Here is a 22557-nt window from a genome sequence, read left to right as displayed (position 1 = left end):
CCTTTTTCTCGTAGTCCCCACGGCGAGAAAACCGGACGTGCGGTATTTTCCCTTACCGTATTAACCGGATTTTCCCTACACGCAAGGCTCCCGGTTAATTTGTATTTACTTAACCCTGATGCGTGGCTTTCGCGTCACGCATATCCCCACGCATGGTAAACGGCGTCTCAATACGGTCAGGGCCGAAGCCAAATTTCTTCATGATTTCAGCACCCAAACAGATCATTCCAAAAAACGAAGCCCATGAACCCGAGCACCAGAAGGAGACCGGCCCGGTAGGCCATCTCCATCATCCGCTCCGACACGGGCCGCCTTATGACGGCCTCCACGCCGTAGAACAAGAGGTGGCCGCCGTCGAGAGGGGGAATCGGCAGAAGATTGAGAATCCCTATCCCGACTGACAGGAATGCAACAAGCTGCACCAGCCACTCGAAGCCGAGTTTGGCAGCCTGTCCCGACATTTTTGCGATCTTGATAGGTCCGCCCAGCTGGCACTTGTCCTCGCGCCCGACGACAAACCGCTTCAGGAACTGGCCGGTGCGCTCGATGACGTGCCCGGTTTCCTCGACGGCGGCCGCCAGCGCGCCCGCGGGCGTATAGGAGATCAGCCGCGGCTGCCCGAGCTCGGCATTGTTGGCGACGCCGATGACCGCGACTTTGACCTTGTTGCCCAGCGCATCCTGCTGTTCCATCGGCTCTGGCGTGGCCGTGACGGTGATTTCCTTGCCGTCGCGCAGCATGGTGAAAGTGATGGCGTCGCCGGCGCGGCCCGAGACCAGGCGTTGAACGTCGGCGAAAGTCTCCACCTTGTTGCCGTCAACCCTGACGAATCGGTCGCCGGGCTGGATGCCTGCCCGCGCCGCGGGACTGCCGGCAGTGACTTCGGCCACCGTCGGCTCCATGACCGGACGGCCGTAGAGCGAAAACAGCACCGCGAACACAGCGATCGTCAGCAGGAAATTGAACAGCGGCCCGGCAACGACGGTCGCCGCGCGTTTCCAGATCGGCTGGGTGTGGAAGGCGACCTCGCGCTCGGCCTCGGTCAGCGATTCGAGGTCTTCGGCGCTCGGCTGGCTCGACGTCGCGTTCATGTCGCCGACGAATTTGACATAGCCGCCAAGCGGGATGGCGCAAAGCTTCCAGCGCGTGCCGTGGCGGTCGTTGAAGCCGAAGAGTTCCGGTCCGAAGCCGATCGAAAACGCCTTCACGCCGATGCCGCACCAGCGGCCGATGAGATAGTGGCCCATCTCGTGGACGAACACCACGACGGTAAGGACGAACAGGAACGGCACAAGGGTGCCAAGGACAAAGCCTTGAGTGCTGAAGAGCGCGTGAAGAATGTCGTTCAAGTCATGCCCTCAAATTCGCCCAGCGCGACAGTCCGCCGCGACTGTGGCATCAATCCGGGCGAATCCGTGGCGCGCGTCGTTTTTCGCCCAGCGGCGACGCCCTTCAGTTCGGAAACAGCCCCATTGCCGGATGGTCGGCGCCCGCCGCAATCCAACCGATGACGTACAGGGCGAAAGCCGCCGCGACAAGCCCATCGACTCTATCCATGACGCCGCCGTGGCCGGGAATCAGATTGCTCGAATCCTTGCAGCCATGCCGGCGCTTGACCCAGGACTCGAACAGATCGCCGATCTGCGAGACGATCGAGAGCGCCAAGGCGACGAATCCAAGCTGTACGAGGTTGCCGGCCCCGCTGACGATTGCCAGCAGCAATCCGGCAACCACTCCGCCGACGGCGCCGCCCAGCGCGCCGCTCTGCGTCTTGCCGGGCGAGATCGACGGCGCGAGCTTCGGGCCGCCGACCGCGCGGCCGACGAAATAAGCCGCTATGTCGGTCGCCCAGACCACCGCGAACAGGAAAAGAATGGCGATCAGCCCTGAGTGGTTGTCATCGCGCAGGTAGGCGAGCGAAAGACCGGACAGAGCCGCATAGGCCAGCCCACAGGCTTCCCACTGCGCCCCACCCTGAATGCGCGCGGCGATGACAGCGACTGCCACAAGGATCGCGACAATGACCAGCAGCCACAAGGCCGGCAGGCCGCCAATCAGCGCGCCGATGAAGACCAGAATCAGCGCTTCCGCCAGGAAACCGAGCGCCGCGCCGTTCCCGGGGCGCGACATCCGCGTCCATTCGTAAAAGATCAGCGCCGCGATCGCCGCGCAGAACAGGCGGAACGGCAGCCCGCCCAGCCAGGTGAGCGCGAGCGTGACGCCCGCCATCACGATGGCCGAGATGACGCGCTGCTGGAGATTGCTCATTTTTGGCGGCGCCTAGGAGGCGACGTCGCGGGCGGCGAGCCCGCCGAAACGTCGCTCGCGGCCGGCAAAGTCCCGCAGGGCGTCGGCAAGATGCTCCCGGCTGAAGTCCGGCCAGTAGCAAGGCAGGAAGACGAGTTCGCTATAGGCGGCCTGCCACAAGAGAAAGTTCGACAGCCGGAGCTCGCCGCTGGTGCGGATTACCAGGTCGGGATCTGGAATGTCTTCGGTGTCGAGCGAACCGGCAAAGCTCTCCATCGTGATGGCATCGCTTGTCATTTCGCCGCGCGCCACGGCATCGGCGAGCTTGCGCGCGGTGCGAACGATCTCGTCGCGGCCGCCATAATTGAAGGCGATGACCAACGTCAGCGCTTCGTTGCCGGCGGTCAGCGATTCGGCCTCCTGCAGCAGGCCCCTGATGTCGGGTTGCAGCCCCTCCCTGTCGCCGATCACCCTCACCCGCACGCCGTTCTGGTGCAGTTCGGCGAGATCTCGGCGGATGAAGAGCTTCAAGAGACCCATCAGGTCGCTGACTTCGGATTTCGGCCGCGACCAGTTTTCCGAGGAGAAGGCATAGACCGTCAGATAGGAGATGCCGAGTTCGGGCGCGGCGCGCACCGTCTTGCGCAAGGCCTCGACGCCGGCGCGATGGCCGGCAAGCCTCGGCATGCCGCGCGCCTTGGCCCAGCGTCCATTTCCATCCATGATGATCGCGACATGCGCGGGCGTTGCCATGGTCTCGCTTTCGAGCCGGTGAGAAGCCGACCCTAAACCTGCATGATTTCAGCTTCCTTATCGGAAAGCAGGTGATCGATGGTGCTGATCATCTCGTCGGTCAGCTTCTGAACCTGGTCGGAGCGCTTGCGATGATCGTCTTCGCTGAGCGTGCCGTCCTTTTCGGCCTTCTTGAGGAAATCCATGCCGTCGCGGCGAACGTGGCGCACCGCGACGCGAGCGTTCTCGGCATAGCCGTGCGAGATCTTGACCAGTTCCTTGCGGCGCTGCTCGTTGAGCTCGGGCAGCGGAATCCTGAGATTGGTGCCGTCGACGATCGGATTGAAGCCGAGATTGGCTTCGCGGATAGCGCGGTCGACGGCGCTGACCATCGACTTGTCCCAGACCGAGACCGAAATCATGCGCGGCTCCGGCACCGTCACATTTGCCACCTGGTTGATCGGCATTGTCGTGCCGTAGGCCTGGACCTGGATCGCGTCGAGCAGGTTGCTGGAAGCGCGGCCGGTGCGCAGCGAAGCGAGATCGTGCTTGAAGGCCGAGATCGCCCCGTCCATGCGCCGCTTGAGGTCGTCATACTCGCCACTCATGATCATCTCCTCGACCCGTTCGCCGGGTTCACTGTTTGTGTTCAGGTTCCCGTCCGGAACCAACGCTCGTTTAGCCGGTTCTGATCCGATCAATTGTCGGCGACGATCGTGCAACGGCCGCCGCCCCTCAGAATTTCGCCGAAACCACCCTTTTCGTGGATCGAATAGACGATTATCGGAATGTTGTTTTCGCGCGCAAGAGCAATCGCGGCCGTATCCATGATCGTAAGCCCGCGTTTGATGACTTCGGCATGACTTATGCGGTCGAACCGCACCGCGTTCGGATCCTTCTTGGGGTCTGCCGAATAGACGCCGTCGACCTGCGTGCCCTTGAACAGGGCGTCGGCGCCGATCTCGGCGGCGCGCAGCGCCGCGGCCGAATCGGTGGTGAAGAACGGATTGCCGGTGCCGCCGGCGAAGATCACCACCTTGCCCTGGTTCATATAGGCGGTCGCCTGGCGCTGCGAGAAGCTCTCGCAGAGCTCGGGCATGGCGATGGCCGAAAGCACCACGGCGTCGACGCCGATCTTGTTCAGCGAGGTGCGCAGCGCCAGCGAGTTGATGACGGTGGCCAACATTCCCATGTGGTCGCCGGTGACGCGGTCGCCGCCCTTGGAGGCGACGGCCACGCCGCGGAAGATGTTGCCGCCGCCGATGACGACACCGACTTCGATGCCAAGCGCGCGCGCCTCGGCAATGTCGGCGGCGATGCGGTCGACGACCGAAACGTCGATGCCGAAATGCTGTTCTCCCATCAACGCTTCGCCCGAAGCTTTCAGCAAGACACGTCGATAGAGGGGCTTCACCGTCATCTGGTTCCTCGAAAATCTCGGCGCGGCAAATCTGGGGACGAAAACTGCCCCGCTTCGCCTGGCGGCGCTGGCATGATGGATCGACCCGATACACGAAGGGCGCGGCGATGTCACGCCGCGCCCTTGCGCAAAATCCCAGGCTTTTTCGATCAGTTGCTGCTGATGCTGACCGCCTCGCCTTCGACCAGGACCGGCAGCGAATAACCCGAAGGCTTGTCGCCGGTCGCGGTGCCGCCTGTGACCCTGACCTGAATCTGCGAGCCGAAATACGGATGAGGAAATGGCGCCGGAACGCTGCTGACCGCTTCCAGCCGCTGGCGAAGTGCGGCGGGAATTTCGAAATCCAGCGCCGCGAGATTGTCCTGCAGTTGCGCGAGCTTCGTCGCCCCGAGGATGACGGTTGCAACGCCTGGCTGCGTCGCAACCCAGTTAAGCGCCACCTCAGCCATGCTGCGGCCGAGTTCGGCGGCAACCTTCTCGAGCTCCGCCACGATCGCCCAGTTGCGGTCGCTGAATTTCTGGAAGCCCGGATGCGTGGTGTTGCGGAAACCGTCGAGCCGGCCGGCGTTCCCGGCCTGCGTCGGGCGGTATTTGCCGCTCAGCAACCCGCTGGCCAGCGGGCTCCAGACCATGATGCCGGCGCCGTGTCGTGTGGCCAAAGGCACGAATTCATGCTCGATCGTGCGCTCAGTCAGCGAATATTCGAGCTGCAGGGCCGAGATCGGCTCATAGCCGCGCAGTTCGGCGATCGCCTGCGCCCGGCCGGCATACCAGGCCGGCACGTCGGAGAGGCCGACATGGCGCACCTTGCCTGCGCGCACCAGGTCGTCCAGCGTGCGCAGCACCTCCTCGGCCGGCGTCAGCCGGTCCCACACATGCATGAGATAGAGGTCGATATAGTCGGTTCCGAGCCGCCTCAACGAAGCGTCGATGGCGCGCATGATGTTCTTGCGGCCATTGCCGCCGGCGTTCGGATTGCCCGGTTCAGAATTGAAGGTGAATTTGGTGGCGATCACCGCCTTGTCGCGCAAACCGCGCTCGGCGACGAATTCGCCGAGCCAGGTCTCGGCAGTGCCGCCGGTGTATAGGTCGGCGGTGTCGAAGAAATTGCCGCCAGCCTCGACATAGGCATCGAACATGGCGCGGGCGGTATCCCTGTCAGCGCCCCAGCCCCATTCGGTGCCGAAGGTCATGGTGCCCAACGCCAGCCGGCTGACGCGCAGACCGCTGTTGCCGAGCGTGTAATAGGTCATGCTCATGATGTTCTCCGATCGTGTTGATGTGGGCTTATTGACCAGGAGTCGTTTTCACCCAGGGATTGCCGCGCTCATGCGTCATGCGGAAGGTGAAGCCGTCGACCTTCCAGCCGGCGCCGGAGCGCGTCAGGTGGTGCTCATAGGTGCCCCACACTTCCCAGAGCGGGTCGCCATTGCCCTCCATCCGGTTCCAGGCATAGCCGTTGGAGCGAACGGTCGCCGCATCGGCCTCGATGACGACCTGATGGTTGGTGCGCAGATGCAGGCTCGTCTTGCCGCCCTTGAGGTTGGCCGCCCATATGCCGATCAAATCGTCGGAGGCGATAGTGGCGGCAGGCTGGCCGGAAAGACTGCTGAAATCGGCGGTGACGCGATCCGCGAAATAGCTGCGCGCAAGCTTCCAGTCCTGCGCATCGACGGCGCGGTCGATCGCATCCGCGATACGAATGACGGCGCGCTCATCGGCAAGCGCCTGCCAACCCGTGGGTTCGGCTCCGCCGGCGTCGATCGGCGCCAGCGCCAATCCTGCCGCGAAGGTCATATGTCTCAACGCATTCATGTCTTTTCTCCTCGAGCATCAGCCCATCGCCGATGTGTTGAGGACAATGTGGAGCAGCGCGTTGGCATCGATAAGATTGCATTGTTCGTAAAGACCATGCGATATCTTTCATGAATGGATCGCGATCTGCTCACGCATCTGCCTGTCGTCGTCGCCGTGGCGCGGCGCGGCGGCTTCGCGCTCGCCGCGGCTGAGCTCGGCATGAGCCCGTCGGCCGTCAGCCATGCGGTGCGGCTGGTGGAAGAGCGCATCGGCCAGCCGCTGTTCGCCCGCACGACGCGCAGCGTTTCACTGACCGAAGCCGGCCGAGCGCTGGTGGAGACGGCAGCCCCCGCCCTTCAGGACATCGCCGAACGGATGGACCGCATCCGCGGCGTCAAGGGCCGGCCCTCCGGCCTGCTCAGGATCAATGCTTCCAACATCGCAATCCCCTTGGCGGTGACGCCCGTGATCGCGGCGATGGCCGAGCGCTATCCGGACGTAACCGTCGAGGTCTTCGCCGACCAGGCTCTGGTCGATATCGTCGGAGAGGGTTTCGACGCCGGCATCAGGCTGGGCGAGATGATCGCGCAGGACATGGTCACCGTGCGGCTCACGCCGCCCTTCAAGGCCATGGTCGTTGCTTCGCCCGCCTATATCGGAAAGCACGGCCGTCCGCGCGACGTCGCCGACCTCGCCAACCACAATTGCATCGGCTATCGGCTCGTCCGCTCGGGCGGCCTCTATCGCTGGGATTTGAACGATAACGGCAAGGATGTCGTGGTCGAGACGCGCGGCACGGCCGTCGTCACCGATTCGCTTGCAGCGATCGATTTAGCACTTGCGGGCGTCGGGCTCGCCTATGTGTTCGAGCCGCTGGTGCGTGCCGGTCTTGCCGCCGGGCGCCTCATCCAGATCCTGCCGAAGACGGCGATCGAGGAGCCGGGCCTCTTCCTCTACTTCCCGCGCCGGGCGTCGATGGCACCGAAGCTCAGGGCCTTTATCGACACCGCACAAGAGATCGGCCGGGCATCCATGCGGACACCCGGCCGAGTTGCCTGAGCTGTTTAGCCTTACTTTTTCTTCGGGCTATTTCTTGACCGCGGCCGCGACTTCCGCGGCGAAGTCGGTCGTTTCCTTCTCGATGCCCTCGCCAAGCGCGAAGCGCAGGTAAGCGCTGATCTTGGCCGGAGCGCCGATCTCCTTCTCGGCATCCTTCAGCGCCTTCTCGACGGTGATGTCGGGATTGAGCACGAAGGCCTGCTTCAGAAGCACCACCTCTTCGTAGAACTTGCGCAGGCGGCCCTCGACCATCTTCTCGATGATCGCCTCGGGCTTGCCGGTCTGGCGCGCCTGGTCGGCGAAGATCGCCTTCTCGCGCTCGACCGCGGCCGGATCGAGTTCTTCCGTGGTCAGCGCCATCGGGTTGGTGGCGGCGACATGCATGGCGACCTGACGGCCGAAGGCGTTCGCCGCATGCTCATTGCCGGTGGTCTCGATCGCGACCAGCACGCCGAGCTTGCCGAGGCCGTCGGCAACGGCGTTGTGGACATAGGTCGCCACCGCGCCGTGCGGAACGGTGAGCTTGGCCGAGCGGCGGAAGCCCATGTTCTCGCCGATGGTGCCGACCGCGTCCTTGATGGTGTCCGTGACCGACTTGTCGGAGCCCGGATACTTGGCCGCGGCCACCGCCTCGGTCGTGCCATAGGCGAGCGCGACCTTGGCGACGTTGGCGACGATTTCCTGGAAGGCCGCGTTGCGTGCGACGAAGTCGGTCTCCGAATTGACCTCGACGACCGCGGCTTCGCGAACGCCGGAATCGACGCCGATCAGGCCTTCCGCCGCGGTGCGGCCGGCCTTCTTGTCGGCCTTGGAGATGCCCTTCTTGCGCAGCCAGTCGACGGCCTCCTCCATGTTGCCGTTGGTTTCGTTCAACGCCGCCTTGCAGTCCATCATGCCCGCGCCGGTCAAGTCGCGGAGTTCTTTGACCTGTGCAGCCGTAATGCTCATTGTCGCCTCTTTGTTTCAAATGCGCCGACGCACCATCGAATCCCGATGATGCGCCCGGCAAAAGCGCTTTAGCGCGCCAACTTATTGGAAAGATGAAGGCCGCAACCGGCCTTCGCTTTTTCAGGCTTCCGGGGTCTCGGCGGCCGGGGTATCGAGCGCCGGCTCGACCGGGGCCTCGGCGGACGCGCCGATATCCATGCCGAGCGCGCCCTGCTGGCGGGCGATGCCGTCGATGGCAGCCTTGGCGATCAGATCGCAATAGAGCTGGATGGCGCGGGCCGCGTCGTCATTGCCGGGGATCGGGAAGTCGATCTTGTCCGGGTCGCAGTTCGAATCGATGATGGCGACGACCGGAATGCCGAGGCGCTTGGCCTCGAGGATGGCGATCGCTTCCTTGTTGGTGTCGATGACGAACATCAGGTCCGGCGTCGAGCCCATATCCTTGATGCCGCCCAGCGCCTTGTTGAGCTTCTCGCGCTCGCGGTCGAGGTTGAGGCGCTCCTTCTTGGTGAGGCCCTGGGCCTCGCCAGCAAGCGTCTCATCGAGCTTGCGCAGGCGCTGGATCGAGTTCGAGATCGTCTTCCAGTTGGTCAGCATGCCGCCCAGCCAACGCGAGTTGACATAGTACTGGGCCGAACGCTGCGCCGCGTCGGCGACGATATCCGAAGCCTGGCGCTTGGTGCCGACGAACAGCACGCGGCCGCCCTTGGCAACGGTGTCGGAGACCTGCTTAAGGGCCTGGTGCAGCAGCGGAACCGTCTGCGACAGGTCGACGATATGGATGTTGTTGCGGGCGCCGTAGATGTAGGGCGCCATCTTCGGGTTCCAGCGGTGGGTCTGGTGGCCGAAGTGAACACCAGCTTCGAGAAGCTGGCGCATGCTGAAATCAGGCAGAGCCATTCTTTAGTTCCTTTCCGGTTGGCCTCCACGGACACAGGCATTTCGGACGGATATCCTGATGCCACCGGAGGTTTCAGCCGGATTTCTCCCGGGCAGACACCAAAGTCCGTGTGTGGAATGAGCGCGCATATAGAGGGGATGCGCCATAAACGCAAGCGAGGCACCGGAAAACGCTTTTGCCTGCGGCGATCCGCGCAGCCAATGCATGTCGCCCAGAAGTGTGCTGCGGTTCTGAGACAACGACATGCATAAAGCAGATCAGCGTTTCACCTTTCCGTTCGGCACCCGCACGCGGCGGAAGATCGCCACGATCTCCTCTCGGCTGCATTCGACCGCGCCAAGTCGCACGGCACGGTCGCGCTCGAAACCGGTGATATCGTAATGCGGCGCCGATGTCTTCGGCGGTCCCTGATAGGACGAGCGCTTGACGCCGAGCTCTGCGGCGAAGCGATGCAACTCGTCGGTGTCGTCGGCAAGCAGATGGCACCAGCGGTGGCCGGCCCATTTCCAGATCGCCGCATCGACATAGACAGCCATCGAGCTTGCCGCACTCCTACCGACATGGGTGGCCCGCTCACGGTCACCCGGGCCGAAATGAAGTCAGCGATGATAGAAGGGATTCGGATAGGAAATGAAGCCGCCGGCGGCTTCGAGCTCGGCGACGATCCCTGTCACCGCTTCCTGCATGCGCGAGCGCAGTTCGGCGAGCGCCTCGTCGACCGAGCCCTTGTAGTCGTGCAATCCCAAAGGCTCTGGCACGCGGATGTGCGCGCAGCGCGGTCCCGCGGGTTGCGGGACGAAGCGGTTGATCGTGTCGCGAAGGGTGCCCTTGCAATAATCGTTGCGGATGCGTTTCAGGTGCTCGGCGATTTCTTCCTGGGTGATCGTTTGATTGGCGAAGGCCCAGGGGCCGACGCGCTGAATGCGCTGGATCGTTTCCGTCAGCTTTCGCACACGTTTCTGCTCACCGGCATCGGCCTTATTCTCACGCAGCCATCGGCGTGAGCACCGCAGCAACTCGGCCATATCCAGGCCCGGCTCGGCAGCAATGGCTGCGGCTAGCTCCCGTCCAAGCACAGCCAGAACGCCTTGCTGGCGGTCGGCATAGGAAGCGCCCTCCTCCGCCGCCAGGCCACAGGCCTGTTCGTCGCGGGACAGTAAGATCGAATAGATACGATAGACGCGTTCCGGCAGAGAGCCGTTTGCGGCGCTTGCGATTTTCAGACTCTTCTCGATGTAGGCGCATTCGCGAGCGAGCGCCCGCTCGACATTGCCGGTGAAAGCGAGTTTCCAGACGACCGGAGCGACCCAAGCCTTGAAATCCTGGTTCGTCTCGCGACCGCGCTTCAAGGCTTCGAGCCCCATCTCCACCGCACCCGGAAGCAATGGCCCGACATAGTTACTGTGCCAGCCGACAGCGCCTTCCGGATGAAGCAGCACGCCATGGCCTTTGAGGGCCCAGTCGACCGAATGCGCCTTGGCGGCGTCGGTGTTGCCGGGAATCTGCGCGATCAGATTGTTGGCCAGCCAGAATTTCTGCATCAGCCGGCCAAGCCCGTTGACCACGCCATGCGTCGCCCATGAGGCGGCAAGCGGACTGACGCGCGAGACGATCTCCTTGTCGATCATCCAGTCGGTGAAGAATTCCGGATGGTTGGGCGTGATGAACGTCGCTTGGCCCCCGCCGCAGCAGGCCTGCAGTCTTTGCCGGTCGGCGGCGGGAAAGTCGATGTGGCGGACGTTTGAGACACCGCGCAGGCCGGCCAGGCGGTTGAACGGCAACAGGTCGCGAAACCCCGGAACGCCCCTCAACATGACGACGCGGTTGACGATCGTCATCACATTGATCAGCGCCGGATTGGGTCGCGGCGCCACGAACACGTCGATCCTGCCCAAGCTTCTCCCCCGAAGTGCCCGCAAGGAAGCTGGAACCGGATTGCGGCGCCTTCAAGTCGAGCCGCCCCGGCAGGTCGATTTGTGGTTAACTCGTCGCTATTTCGACGCCGGGCAAGGCTTGGCCTGATCGAACAGCGATAGGTTGACCAGCTTGCCGGTCATCGAGAAGTCGCCATAGTCCATGACGAGATCGCGCGTGATGCCGTTTTCGTGCAGCTTGAAGCTGATCCGGTACTCCGGCACTTCCTCGCCGCTTTTGTCGGTATCGTCGAAATAGGCGATGTCGACCGGCCAGTACTTGTCGGTCGCGAGCTTGGCGAGCGCCGGCGCTTCGGGGTCCAACTTGTCGGCGTCCGTCCTCTTGCCGACGACGACCGTGGTCGTCATCACCTTGTTGGCGTCCTCGGAGCCGTCGAACAGATTGGTCTGATAGAAATTTTCTCCCCGCTCGGCCTTGCCGATCAGTTCGACCAGATGCTGGGTCGGGAACTGCGTGGCGGCGAGCTCGAGGGTGTTCTTCTCGGGCTTGTCGATATCCACCTTGAGGCCTTTCGGCTCCCTGGTCGCCATGCCCTTGACTTCCTTGTCGAGGTTCTGATCGACGAAGGATTTCGTCACGAAGGAGAAGGTCTTGCCCTCGGCGTCCTCGAACGTCGTCGTCTGCTGGTCGGTCAGCCTGGTGTTGTCGCTGGTGACGATCTGGGTGACGAAGCGGAATTTAACCGTGTAGCCCTCGCAGGGCGAGCCGTTGAACTCGTACACCATGCGGCCGGAAATGCCGGTGATGCCCGATCGGTCCGACGCCTTGTTCAGGGTGAGGTCGTAGACGGCGCGGTGCGCCTGCAGCGCGGGCACAGCAAAGGCCGGAGCCATCGGGATGGCCGTCGACAGGAGAGCGGCGGAAAGAAAAAGGCGCGTCACGCGCATGAAGTGCTCCGATCGTCGCGGCCGATGGCAGACCGCAGGGAAAGATGGTCCAGCTTAAAAAAAGTCGTGGCGGAAGCGAGGCAAAAATAGCAATTTCGGCCCGGCCAACGCGGCGTCTTCCAGCAATAGGGAAAACCAATGAGCGAAACAATCGAAAAGCGGCTAAGCGATCTCGGCGTCACCATTCCGGCCGCCGCCGCGCCCGCCGCGAACTACGTGCCCTACTGCCGGTCCGGCAACATGCTGTTCACCGCCGGCCAGCTGCCGCTCAAGGACGGCAAGCTGCAGGCAAGCGGGCTGCTCGGCCGCGACATCGACACCGCGGCCGGCAGGGAGGGCGCGAAATTCTGCGCCATCAACATACTCGCGCAGGCCAAGGCAGCCCTTGGCGATCTCGAGAAGATCCGCCGGCTGGTCAAGATCACGGTCTTCGTCGCCTCGGCGCCGGATTTCGTCGAGCAGCATCTGGTCGCCAACGGTGCTTCCGACTTCCTTGTCGCCGTGCTCGGCGAACGCGGCAAGCATGCCCGCTCCGCCGTCGGCACCGCGTCGCTGCCGCTCAACGCCGCGGTTGAAATCGAAGCGATCTTCGAAGTCGAGTGAGCGCGCCTGACATGACCGACCTTTCCTGGCTGATCGCCCGCCCGGTCGCGCACCGCGGCTTTCACGACATGAACAAGACGCGCTGGGAGAACACGCTGTCGGCCTTTGCGGCGGCGGCTGAGCGCGGCTATGCGATCGAATGCGACGTGCATATTTCGTCCGATGGCGTTCCCGTCATCATCCATGACGGCGAGCTCAAACGCCTGACCGGCGAGGACGGTTTTGTTTGGCAGCGCACCGCGGCCGAGTTGACGGCGCTGAAGGTGGGCGGCACCAAGGATCACGTGCCGACGCTGCAGGAAGCGCTCGACTTGATCGACGGCCGGGTGCCGCTGGTGGTAGAGCTGAAAGGCGTTGCCGGCCACGACAACGGACTAGTCGCGAGCGTCGGCAGGCTGCTCAAGCGCTACAAGGGCAAGGTGGCGATCATGTCGTTCGACCACTGGCTGATCCGCGATTTCGCCAAGGATGCTCCGGGCATCCCCGGCGGGCTGACCGCCTACGGCAGGGACAACCAGCTCATCGAGGCGCATTTTGCCATGCTGGCGCACAACCTTGCCTTCACCTCCTACGCCGCTGGCGACCTGCCCAACCCGTTCGTCAGCTTCGTGCGCGAGAAGCTCAGGATGCCGGTCATCACCTGGACGGTGCACGACCAGCCGGCGGTCGACCTGACCTTCAAATATGCCGACCAGATGACCTTCGAGGGTTTTGAGCCCGATCTGGTCAAGGTCGCCTAGTGCCGGATGATTTCAGGTCGAAACGACCTGAAATCTGATCCGCTTCTAAATCAATCTCTAAAGAGAGAGCATGATGTCGCCCGAACCGAAGGTCAGCGAAGCAAGAACCGCTTCACACTTTTCGGCATCATGCTCTGAGGGCGGTGCCTGAAACGTGACTTGTAGCAGCCCTGAGGACGCTTAAATAAGCCGCATGGATCAGGGTGACGACGATGATGGACGGACGGCGAATGCGGACTATGCGATCCGCGTCGCGGCGGGTATCGGCGCATTCACCTGCGAGGAGTGGAACGGCTTCGCCGGGACCACGCGCAGCGACAAAGAAAACGGCTACAACCCGCTCGTTTCATTCGCTTTTCTGAGCGCGCTGGAGGATTCCGGCTGCGCCGTGCGGCGCACCGGCTGGCAGGGCCATCACCTCAGGCTCGAGAATGCGCAAGGCAAGCTGCTCGGCGCCGTGCCTTGCTACCTGAAATCGCACAGCCAGGGCGAATATGTCTTCGACCATGGCTGGTCGGATGCGTTCGAGCGTGCCGGCGGGCGCTATTATCCCAAGCTGCAATGCTCGGTGCCGTTCACGCCGGTCACCGGCCCTCGCCTGCTGGTGAGCAAGGGTGAGGACGAAGGCGCAGTGAGGGCCGGACTTGCCGCTGGCCTGAAATTGGTGACCGATAAGCTTGGCGTGTCTTCCGCCCATGTCACCTTCGCCACGGAGCCCGACGTCGCGACGCTGGAGGCAGCCGGCTTCCTGCACCGCACCGACCAGCAGTTCCACTTCTTCAACGAAGGCTTTTCGAACTATGACGACTTCCTCGCCACGCTTGCCTCGCGCAAGCGCAAGGCGATGAAGAAGGAGCGGCGTGAGGCGCTGGCGGACGGCATCAGCATCGACTGGCTGACCGGCAAGGACATCACCGAACGCGCCTGGGACGATTTCTTCGCCTTCTACATGGATACCGGCGGCCGGAAATGGGGCAGGCCCTACCTCAACCGCCAGTTCTTCTCGCTGATCGGCGAGCGCATGGCGGACGATATTCTGCTGGTGATGGCCAAGCGGAACGGCCGCTACATTGCCGGTGCCATCAACTTCATCGGCTCCGATGCCCTCTACGGGCGCAACTGGGGCTGCATCGAGGATCACCCCTTCCTGCATTTCGAGGTCTGCTACCACCAGGCGATCGACTTCGCGATCGAACGCAAGCTGAAGGTGGTGGAGGCCGGCGCGCAAGGCGAGCACAAGCTGGCGCGCGGCTATCAGCCGGTGACCATGCATTCGGCGCACTACATTGCGCATCCGGGCCTGCGCAACGCCGTCGCCGACTATCTGCGCCGCGAACGCCACGAGGTCGAGCGGATGGGCGAATATCTCGAAGAGCACACGCCGTTCCGCAAGGATCTCAAGGAGTAGGCCGAAATCGTCGCGCGCGGAGTTCCAGTGCCGCATGGTCGATCTTGCCTGACTTGCCTTGCCGCATACAAGCGGCTTCGCTACATCGGGTGGCAGGCTACAATCCGGAGGACCCGCCATGGCCGAAGCCTACGATCCCGGCAACATCTTTGCGAAAATCCTGCGCGGCGAAATCCCCTCGCATCGCATCTATGAGGACGACGCGGTCGTTGCCTTCATCGACGTGATGCCGCAAGGGGTCGGCCATACGCTCGTGGTGCCGAAGGCGCCGTCGCGCAACATCCTCGATGCCGATCCGGCAACGTTCGCCCCGCTCTTTGCCGTGGTGCAGAAAGTGGCGGTGGCGGTGAAAAAGGCCTTCAACGCCGACGGCGTCACCATCCTGCAGTTCAACGAGCCGGCATCCGGGCAGACCGTCTACCACCTCCATGTCCACGTCATCCCGCGCTTCGAGGGTGTGCCGCTCAAGCCGCATTCCGGGCAGATGGAGAAGCCAGAGGTGCTGGCCGAGAACGCCGGCAAGATCCGGGCGGCGCTTGGAAATTGAAACTCGCAAGTCCGTCGACATGAGAGGCGGACCGATAGCCTCGAGCTGACAAGCCCGATCTGGTTTGCGAAAGCCTCCGCGCAGCTCGAACTTCCAGAAGGTAAATTTTGGAGCCGAGCCGATTGCGTACCGGGCCGGGTGCGATCGTTTGCACTCGAATCGCTTGGTTAGGGAATATCGAACCATCTCGCGGTAAGACGTTGAGCGGTAGCGAGCTATCGGGTTTCAAAGCTATGGAAAATTCGGTTGCGACGTCGTCTCTGACGAGGACAGCCGTCGGACGCGCTTTTCTGATCGCGCTGGCGGACGCCTTTCAACGGCACCGGCTGCTGCACGCCATGGCCGTCGCGGCCTTGCTTCTGGCAACCGCGGTCGGCATCCACACCGCAAACATGCCGGATTTCGGCGTATTGAAGGAATACGGCCAGTATCTTTTTATCGCTTTCTGGATCTGCGGCTGCGTCTTCGCTCTCGGAAGCTTTTTCAACCTGGCACTGATCAAGCGAGACACCGAACCGCTCGGCGCCTTCCTGAAATCGCTGGGCAGCTTCTTCGGCGATGCCGAACGCACTGCCAACAGCCTGAACGGCCTGGCCTCCAGCATCGCCTTCATATCCGCCGTCGGCGTGCTGAAGGGAGCCATCGCAATTCTTTCCCCGTTCGCATGGGACAAGGCGCTGGCTCACGCGGATCGGGTCCTGCATTTCGGCCGGGCGCCGCACGAGTGGCTGTGGTTCGTCGTGCAATCGCCACTCGCGTTGAGGCTGCTCAATTTCGCCTACAATTTCTGGTTCATCGCACTCATCGCCACGGTTTTCACCGCTTGCATTACACGCAGCGATACGAAGCTGCGTCACCAGTTCCTGATGAGCTTCATGCTGGTGTGGACCTTTGGCGGCTTTTTCCTGGCGATGGGGTTGTCGTCGGCCGGGCCGTGCTATTTTGAGCGGTTGGGTCTCGGCACTGACTTTCGTCCGCTCATGCAAGCACTCGCCGCCGCCGGTCGCGTCTATCCGATCTGGGCGCTCAGCACGCAGGACATGCTGTGGAGCGGCTATACCGGCGCGACCAGCGGCAGTATCGGAATATCCGCCTTTCCTTCCATGCACGTAGCGATGGCGGTGCTTTTCGCCCTCTATGCAATGCGCCGCTCCCGGCTGGCCGGCATGCTGATGTGGGCATTCGCCGGCATAATCATGATCGGTTCGGTCGCGCTTGGCTGGCACTACGCCCTGGACGGCTACGCAGGCGCGTTTCTGTCAGTCGCGATCTGGAAGGCATGCGGATATTTCCTGAGCCGCTTCGCGCCGGAAGGGATTGCTTGACTCCAGCGACAAGCGATTTGGACTTCACCGGCAAGACTTGCGCGGCAGCATGTCTCCCGAAAGTGGGACCGGTTTCGGGACAAAGACATGCTTAAAATCAAGAACCTAAAGCGCACGGAGCGAATCTGAAAGATCGCGAGGCGCTTAGGGAACTTGACCGGTGAGGCTCAGGCGGCTCGCATTCACGCCAGCCTCCGAAAGGCCAGCGGTTCCGGTCCGGCATCGAGCCGTTGCCGGATTGCCATCGCGCACTCGGTGGGATTTTGCCGCGATGTATCGACCTCGAAATCGTAAACGCCCGGCCTATGCACCTCTTCCTGCCAAAGACCGACGGGCAACGGTACTGGATCGTCGACGGAGCCGGTCACATACGCTCCGTCCGCTCCACTCGCGGCACGCCTTTGCATGATCACGTCAACCGGGCAGTGGACCCCGACAAACAGTACCGGCAAGCCGGCTAGGCGCCGGGCGCAATCGCGAAGGATGCCGAGCGGCCTCGAATACGCATCGTGGTGACCGACATCGGCGACGACATTCAATCCCAGCCGGCTGTGTGCTGCGATGGACTCATAAAGCGCAGCGTAGAGGCGTGGCACAAAGGCCTCCAGGTCCGGGCGTTCTCCGCCTGGGCGCAAGCCGATACCCGGACGCAGTCGTGGCGGCGTGATCTGCACGCAGGCGTCGACGCCGAGATTGATCCAGACGCCGTCGAACATCTCCTGAACGGTGGCGGCAATGCTCGACTTACCGGATCGCGGCGCACCGTTGAGGATGATGATTTGTCCGGCTTCCATGCGCCAGTTTTCTCCCAACGAAAAAAGCCCCGTTGCCGGGGCTTTTTTGATCTTCAGGCCGATCAGCCCTTGCGGGGCAGTTGCGGCACCAGGCTGCGCTTGCCGCCGTCCTTGCCCTTCGGCTCCGGCTTCTGCGCCACCGCCTTCTTGGCGGCAGACTTTTTCGCCGCGGCCTTTCTGGGCTTAGGCGAATCCTCCGGCTCTTCCTTCTTCGGCTTCACCGGGGCTTCGTCGGCGAGCGACTCGAGCTTCAGGCCGGTCTCGCCGGTCTCCTTCTTCTCCACGGTGACGCGCACCGTGCCGCCCTTCTTCAGCTTGCCGAACAGCACCTCGTCGGCCAGCGGCTTCTTGATGTGCTCCTGGATGACACGGCCGAGCGGACGCGCGCCCATGCGCTCGTCATAGCCCTTGTCGGCCAGCCAGGCGATCGCATCCGGCGACAGGTCGAAGGTGACGCCGCGCTCGGAGAGCTGGGCCTCCAGCTGCATGACGAACTTCTGCACCACCTGATGGATCACCGGCACCGGCAGCGAGCCGAATGGGATGATCGCGTCGAGACGGTTGCGGAACTCCGGCGTGAACAGCCGGTTGATCGCCTCGACGTCGTCGCCCTCGCGCTTGGTCGAGCCGAAGCCGATCGCCGCGCGCTGAGCGTCCGACGCGCCCGCATTGGTCGTCATGATCAGGATGACGTTGCGGAAGTCGATCTGCTTGCCGTTATGGTCGGTCAGCTTGCCGTGATCCATGACCTGCAACAGGATGTTGAACAGGTCCGGATGCGCCTTCTCGACCTCGTCGAGCAAGAGCACGCAATGCGGGTGCTGGTCGACGCCGTCGGTCAACAGGCCGCCCTGGTCGAAGCCGACATAGCCGGGAGGCGCGCCGATCAGCCGCGAGACGGTGTGGCGTTCCATGTATTCCGACATGTCGAAGCGGATCAGCTCGACGCCGAGCGAGGCGGCGAGCTGCTTGGCCACTTCGGTCTTGCCGACGCCGGTTGGCCCTGAGAACAGGTAGGAGCCGATCGGCTTCTCCGGTTCGCGCAGGCCGGCGCGTGCCAGCTTGATCGCCGAGGTCAGCGCGGTGATCGCGGTGTCCTGGCCGTAGACGACGCGCTTCAGCTCGACATCGAGGCCCTGCAGCACCTTCTCGTCGTCGGCCGAAACCGTCTTCGGCGGAATGCGCGCCATGGTGGCGATCGTCGCCTCGATCTCCTTGATGCCGATCGTCTTCTTGCGCTTGGCCTCCGGCACCAGCATCTGCGAGGCGCCGGTCTCGTCGATGACGTCGATCGCCTTGTCGGGCAGCTTGCGGTCATTGATGTAGCGCGCCGAAAGCTCGACCGAAGCCTTGATCGCCTCAGATGTGTAGCGGACCTTGTGGAACTCCTCGAAATAGGGCTTCAGGCCCTTCATGATCTCGATGGCGTCCTCGATGGTCGGCTCGTTGACGTCGATCTTCTGGAAGCGCCGCACCAGCGCGCGGTCCTTCTCGAAGAACTGGCGGAACTCCTTGTAGGTGGTCGAGCCGATGCAGCGGATGGCGCCCGACGACAGCGCCGGCTTCAAGAGGTTCGAGGCATCCATGGCGCCGCCTGACGTGGCCCCTGCCCCGATCACGGTGTGGATCTCGTCGATGAACAGCACCGCGCCGGGATAGTCCTCGAGCTCCTTGACGACCTGCTTCAGCCGCTCCTCGAAGTCGCCGCGATAGCGGGTGCCGGCCAGCAGCGTGCCCATGTCGAGCGCGAAGATGGTGGCGTCCTGCAGCACCTCGGGCACGTCGCCCTCGACGATGCGCTTGGCAAGGCCCTCTGCGATCGCTGTCTTGCCGACGCCGGGGTCGCCGACATAGAGCGGATTGTTCTTGGAGCGGCGGCACAGCACCTGGATGGTGCGGTTGATCTCGCTCTCGCGGCCGATCAGCGGATCGATCTTGCCGGCCCTGGCCTTGTTGTTGAGGTTGATGCAGTAGGCCGTCAGCGCGTCCTGCGGCTTCTTCTTGCCGCCGTCCTCCTGCGGCTCGGCGCCGTTCTGGCCGCCCTGCTCGTCCTCGGCGCCGCGCGGCGTGCGCGACTCCGAGGCGCCGGGGCGCTTGGCGATGCCGTGCGAGATGTAGTTGACCGCATCGTAGCGGGTCATCTGCTGTTCCTGCAGGAAATAGGCGGCGTGGCTCTCGCGCTCGGCGAAGATGGCGACGAGCACGTTGGCGCCGGACACTTCCTCGCGGCCGGACGACTGCACGTGGATGACGGCGCGCTGGATGACGCGCTGGAACCCGGCGGTCGGCTTGGAATCCTCGTCGTAACCGGTGACGAGGTTGTCGAGCTCGGTGTCGATATAGGTGAGAACGGTGTGCTTCAGCTCGTCGAGATCGACGTTGCAGGCGCGCATGACGGCGGCCGCCTCGGTGTCGTCGATGAGGGCGAGCAGCAGGTGTTCGAGCGTCGCATATTCATGATGCCGCTCGTTGGCGAATGTCAGCGCCTGATGTAGCGCCTTTTCCAGGCCTTGGGAGAAAGCCGGCATGTTACCTCACTTCTTCTCCATCACGCATTGCAGCGGATGCTGATTCTGTCGGGCGAAATCCATGACCTGAGACACTTTGGTCTCGGCCACCTCGAATGTGTAGACCCCGCACTCGCCCACTCCATGATTGTGAACATGCAGCATGATGCGTGTGGCGGCCTCGCGGTCCTTCTGGAAAAAACGCTCCAGGACGTGGACCACGAACTCCATGGGAGTGTAGTCGTCGTTGAGGATGAGGACCCTATAGAGGCTGGGCTTCTTGGTCTTGGTTTTGGTGCGCGTGATGACCGCCGTGCCGCGACCGGGATCGTTGCGGTCGCCGTCACTTTGCATTCGCACCACGCCTGCCGTGGCAGTCAAACCGATCGTCACGTAGTCCTGCCTTTTCGAATCCTCATGCGAGTTCAACATGTAGGTCTTCGATGGACGATTTTAAGCCCTTCTGTTTAGCTGACAATATGGCTAGGTGGGCAAACTTCAGCGATTTTCTCAATCGTGAATGCGGCAGGGCCCAGGCGGTTGCAGCCGCGCACGAAAAAACCCGGCCGCGCTTCCGCGACCGGGTCCTTTTGGCAGGCCGGCTGGCCGTGTCCGATATGATCGGGCGGGATTACTTCGCCTTGGCGACGACCGATTCGAACGGCTTGTAGGCTTCCTTGGCGAGTTCGGCATAGAGATTGCCGATCTTGCTGGCCTCGGCCACGAAGCTCTCGTAGCTCTGCTTGGCGTAGTCGGTCTGGATCTCGATGGCCTTCTCGATCGACTTGGCCGCGAACAGCTTCTCGACGGCGGCGCTGCCGGCCTCGAAGCTCTTCTTGGTGTATTCGCCGGCTTCGGTGGCGATCGCCTGCGCGCCCTTGGTGAGCGAGGCAAAGCTCTTCAGCCCGGTGTCGGCAAACTCCTTGCCGTATTTCGTGAAGTCCTCATAGGTCTGGGTCATTTCATTCTTCCCTTGGTTGAAACGCCCATTAGCCCCGGGCGCCCTTGTGCAATGCACTGGAACATATTGTGCACCGCACAAAAAGTCAAGATTCCCTTGGACGGCAAGGGGCCCGAGCGGCAGCAACGGCTAAAATTCGAATAAATAGAGGCTCAAATCGCCAGAAAATGGTGAACGCCGCGGTTACCATAAACGGATTGGTAACGCTGGCCGCGATAGCTTGGCCGAAAGCGAGGCAGGCACTCCCTCTGCCGCCTCCGGGGCAACAAAAATTCAGGGTAAATAACGGTGCGTCAGGCGTTGTCGGGCTTCGTCTCCAAATCTCCATTCTCCATCAAGGCAATCATGGTCGCCGCTCTCGCGGTGACGATTGTCGCCGCCGATGTCGCCTCGGCCCTTGCCGCGAAGTCCGCGGCCATCGTCGTCGACGCCAAGACCGGCAAGGTGCTCTATTCGGCCGACGCCAACGGCCGGCGCTATCCGGCTTCGCTCACCAAGATGATGACGCTCTACCTCACCTTCGAGGCGCTGGCGAAGGGCAGGATCAGCAAGAACACGCCGGTGCCGTATTCGGCCCATGCCGCGTCCGAGCCGCCGACCAAGCTCGGCGTGCGCGCCGGCGGCTCGGTGCCGGTCGAGACGGCAATCCTGTCGATGGTGACCAAGTCGGCCAACGATTCGGCGACCGCGCTGGGCGAGCTCTTGGGTGGCAGCGAAGACAATTTCGCCCGCATGATGACGGCCAAGGCGCGCCAGCTCGGCATGAACGGCACCGTCTTCCGCAACGCCAACGGCCTGCCCGATCCCGGCCAGTTCACCACGGCGCATGACATGGCGATGCTCGGCATCGCGCTCCGTGAGCACTACCCGCAATATTACGGCTATTTCTCGCAGCGCTCGTTCCTCTACGGCCGCCAGCGTATCAACGGCCACAACCGACTGCTCGGCCGCATCAAGGGCGTCGACGGGATCAAGACCGGCTATACGCGCGCTTCCGGCTACAACCTGGTTTCCTCCGTCGCCGATGGCGACCGACGCCTTGTCGCCGTGGTGATGGGCGGCGCTTCCGGCCGCAGCCGCGACAACCAGATGGCCTCGCTGATCAACACCTATCTGCCGCGCGCCTCGACCCGCGGCGGCGGCAATCTGATCGCCAAGGCGGGCGGCGACAACCCGATCAAGACACTGGCAAAGGTCTTCCTGCCGAAGCATGACGCGCCGACACCGGACGAAAAGCCGGCTGTCGACGACACCGAAGTCGCGTCGGCCGACGACAATGCGGCTGACGACAGTACCTCGGTCGCCGAGGAGACCAAGCCGGTGATCCAGGTCAGGAAGGTGAAGACGGTTGCCGTGGCAGTCATGGCTCCGGCGCCTGCGCCCCAGGAAACCGCGTCTCAGATCGAAGCCACGTCCCAGACAGTCGCCGCTTACGCCGAGCCGGCTCCAGCGGCCGCGCCGGCCGTCGATCCGGTCAGGACGTCTTCGGTGCCGTCGGGATGGGTGGTGCAGGTCGCGTCCTCGCCCACACAGTCTGGAGCTCAGGCCCTCCTCGACAAGACAACCAAGCAGGCGCCGAAAGCGCTGGCCGACGCTTCGGGCTTCACGGTCGCGTTCGACAAGGACGGCGTCACCTACTACCGCGCCCGCTTCGGCGGCTTCGGTTCGAAAGACGCCGCCTGGAAGGCCTGCGATGCCCTGAAGCGAAAGAAAATCTCGTGCTACGCCGTCCAGCAGTAAGCGGCG

Annotated in this window: 22 protein-coding genes and 1 pseudogene; 7 read left to right on the top strand and 16 right to left on the bottom strand. The window is 63.1% G+C overall.

Annotated features, from left to right (window positions below; genetic code table 11):
• Positions 1–206: 206 nt before the first annotated feature.
• The 7 genes and pseudogenes from rseP to ABID26_RS09750 all read right to left on the bottom strand — a co-directional run bounded on the left by rseP (position 207) and on the right by ABID26_RS09750 (position 6214).
• Complete coding sequence (gene rseP / locus ABID26_RS09780) at positions 207–1349, bottom strand: RIP metalloprotease RseP (protein ID WP_126100411.1); 1143 nt, start codon at positions 1347–1349, stop codon at positions 207–209.
• A gap of 103 nt (positions 1350–1452) precedes the next feature.
• Entirely contained in the window at positions 1453–2268 is an 816-nt protein-coding gene (locus ABID26_RS09775; protein ID WP_292299378.1) for a phosphatidate cytidylyltransferase, read from the bottom strand.
• 12 nt (positions 2269–2280) lie between these two features.
• Positions 2281–3012 (bottom strand): annotated as a pseudogene (locus ABID26_RS09770) (isoprenyl transferase); the annotation flags it as partial.
• Positions 3013–3032: 20 nt separating this feature from the next.
• On the bottom strand, positions 3033–3587 hold the full coding sequence (frr, locus tag ABID26_RS09765) for a ribosome recycling factor (RefSeq protein ID WP_126100414.1): 555 nt from the start codon (positions 3585–3587) through the stop codon (positions 3033–3035).
• Positions 3588–3676: 89 nt separating this feature from the next.
• Entirely contained in the window at positions 3677–4399 is a 723-nt protein-coding gene (gene pyrH / locus ABID26_RS09760; RefSeq protein ID WP_059188649.1) for a UMP kinase, read from the bottom strand.
• A 149-nt stretch (positions 4400–4548) separates the two neighbouring features.
• Positions 4549–5658, bottom strand: coding sequence for an aldo/keto reductase (locus tag ABID26_RS09755; RefSeq protein WP_292299374.1), 1110 nt, complete (start codon positions 5656–5658; stop codon positions 4549–4551).
• A 28-nt stretch (positions 5659–5686) separates the two neighbouring features.
• Positions 5687–6214 (bottom strand): nuclear transport factor 2 family protein, encoded by a 528-nt coding sequence (locus ABID26_RS09750; RefSeq protein WP_292299372.1) that lies wholly within the window; start codon positions 6212–6214, stop codon positions 5687–5689.
• 114 nt (positions 6215–6328) lie between these two features.
• Here ABID26_RS09750 and ABID26_RS09745 point away from each other — a divergent pair, with 114 nt between their 5' ends.
• Entirely contained in the window at positions 6329–7255 is a 927-nt protein-coding gene (locus tag ABID26_RS09745) for a LysR family transcriptional regulator (protein ID WP_292299370.1), read from the top strand.
• Positions 7256–7282: 27 nt separating this feature from the next.
• Here the strand turns inward: ABID26_RS09745 and tsf are convergent, their stop codons facing one another.
• The 5 genes from tsf to ABID26_RS09720 all read right to left on the bottom strand — a co-directional run bounded on the left by tsf (position 7283) and on the right by ABID26_RS09720 (position 11926).
• Positions 7283–8203 carry a translation elongation factor Ts gene (tsf, locus tag ABID26_RS09740; RefSeq protein ID WP_292299368.1) on the bottom strand — a complete coding sequence of 307 codons (921 nt, stop codon included), beginning with the start codon at positions 8201–8203 and terminating at the stop codon, positions 7283–7285.
• A 120-nt stretch (positions 8204–8323) separates the two neighbouring features.
• Positions 8324–9103: a 30S ribosomal protein S2 gene (gene rpsB / locus ABID26_RS09735; RefSeq protein WP_126100420.1), complete on the bottom strand. Its 780-nt coding sequence runs from the start codon at positions 9101–9103 to the stop codon at positions 8324–8326.
• Positions 9104–9361: 258 nt separating this feature from the next.
• Complete coding sequence (locus ABID26_RS09730) at positions 9362–9640, bottom strand: DUF4031 domain-containing protein (RefSeq protein WP_059188655.1); 279 nt, start codon at positions 9638–9640, stop codon at positions 9362–9364.
• A 63-nt stretch (positions 9641–9703) separates the two neighbouring features.
• Complete coding sequence (locus ABID26_RS09725; protein WP_126100421.1) at positions 9704–10999, bottom strand: hypothetical protein; 1296 nt, start codon at positions 10997–10999, stop codon at positions 9704–9706.
• 96 nt (positions 11000–11095) lie between these two features.
• Positions 11096–11926: a cell envelope integrity EipB family protein gene (locus tag ABID26_RS09720; protein ID WP_126100422.1), complete on the bottom strand. Its 831-nt coding sequence runs from the start codon at positions 11924–11926 to the stop codon at positions 11096–11098.
• Between the two features lie 138 nt (positions 11927–12064).
• Between ABID26_RS09720 and ABID26_RS09715 the strand changes: the two genes are divergently transcribed.
• The 5 genes from ABID26_RS09715 to ABID26_RS09695 all read left to right on the top strand — a co-directional run bounded on the left by ABID26_RS09715 (position 12065) and on the right by ABID26_RS09695 (position 16549).
• Positions 12065–12529 (top strand): RidA family protein, encoded by a 465-nt coding sequence (locus tag ABID26_RS09715; RefSeq protein WP_126100423.1) that lies wholly within the window; start codon positions 12065–12067, stop codon positions 12527–12529.
• Positions 12530–12540: 11 nt separating this feature from the next.
• Entirely contained in the window at positions 12541–13269 is a 729-nt protein-coding gene (locus ABID26_RS09710) for a glycerophosphodiester phosphodiesterase (RefSeq protein WP_292299363.1), read from the top strand.
• 193 nt (positions 13270–13462) lie between these two features.
• Positions 13463–14677: a GNAT family N-acetyltransferase gene (locus ABID26_RS09705; RefSeq protein ID WP_126100425.1), complete on the top strand. Its 1215-nt coding sequence runs from the start codon at positions 13463–13465 to the stop codon at positions 14675–14677.
• A gap of 118 nt (positions 14678–14795) precedes the next feature.
• Positions 14796–15224 carry an HIT domain-containing protein gene (locus tag ABID26_RS09700; protein ID WP_126100426.1) on the top strand — a complete coding sequence of 143 codons (429 nt, stop codon included), beginning with the start codon at positions 14796–14798 and terminating at the stop codon, positions 15222–15224.
• 233 nt (positions 15225–15457) lie between these two features.
• Positions 15458–16549: a phosphatase PAP2 family protein gene (locus ABID26_RS09695; RefSeq protein ID WP_354415129.1), complete on the top strand. Its 1092-nt coding sequence runs from the start codon at positions 15458–15460 to the stop codon at positions 16547–16549.
• Positions 16550–16731: 182 nt separating this feature from the next.
• Here the strand turns inward: ABID26_RS09695 and ABID26_RS09690 are convergent, their stop codons facing one another.
• The 4 genes from ABID26_RS09690 to ABID26_RS09675 form a co-directional block, all read right to left on the bottom strand.
• The gene (locus ABID26_RS09690; protein WP_292299359.1) at positions 16732–17343 is read right to left on the bottom strand and encodes a chloramphenicol phosphotransferase CPT family protein; all 612 of its coding nucleotides are present in this window, start codon (positions 17341–17343) and stop codon (positions 16732–16734) included.
• Between the two features lie 62 nt (positions 17344–17405).
• Complete coding sequence (gene clpA / locus ABID26_RS09685; protein WP_126100428.1) at positions 17406–19871, bottom strand: ATP-dependent Clp protease ATP-binding subunit ClpA; 2466 nt, start codon at positions 19869–19871, stop codon at positions 17406–17408.
• A gap of 6 nt (positions 19872–19877) precedes the next feature.
• On the bottom strand, positions 19878–20204 hold the full coding sequence (gene clpS, locus ABID26_RS09680; protein WP_040972327.1) for an ATP-dependent Clp protease adapter ClpS: 327 nt from the start codon (positions 20202–20204) through the stop codon (positions 19878–19880).
• Positions 20205–20481: 277 nt separating this feature from the next.
• Complete coding sequence (locus tag ABID26_RS09675; RefSeq protein WP_126100429.1) at positions 20482–20811, bottom strand: phasin family protein; 330 nt, start codon at positions 20809–20811, stop codon at positions 20482–20484.
• 288 nt (positions 20812–21099) lie between these two features.
• Between ABID26_RS09675 and ABID26_RS09670 the strand changes: the two genes are divergently transcribed.
• Positions 21100–22551, top strand: coding sequence for a D-alanyl-D-alanine carboxypeptidase (locus ABID26_RS09670; RefSeq protein WP_354415126.1), 1452 nt, complete (start codon positions 21100–21102; stop codon positions 22549–22551).
• Positions 22552–22557: the final 6 nt, after the last annotated feature.

The sequence above is a fragment of the Mesorhizobium shonense genome (assembly GCF_040545255.1).
GTDB lineage: Bacteria > Pseudomonadota > Alphaproteobacteria > Rhizobiales > Rhizobiaceae > Mesorhizobium > Mesorhizobium shonense.
This window is presented reverse-complemented; position numbering and strand designations above follow the sequence as displayed.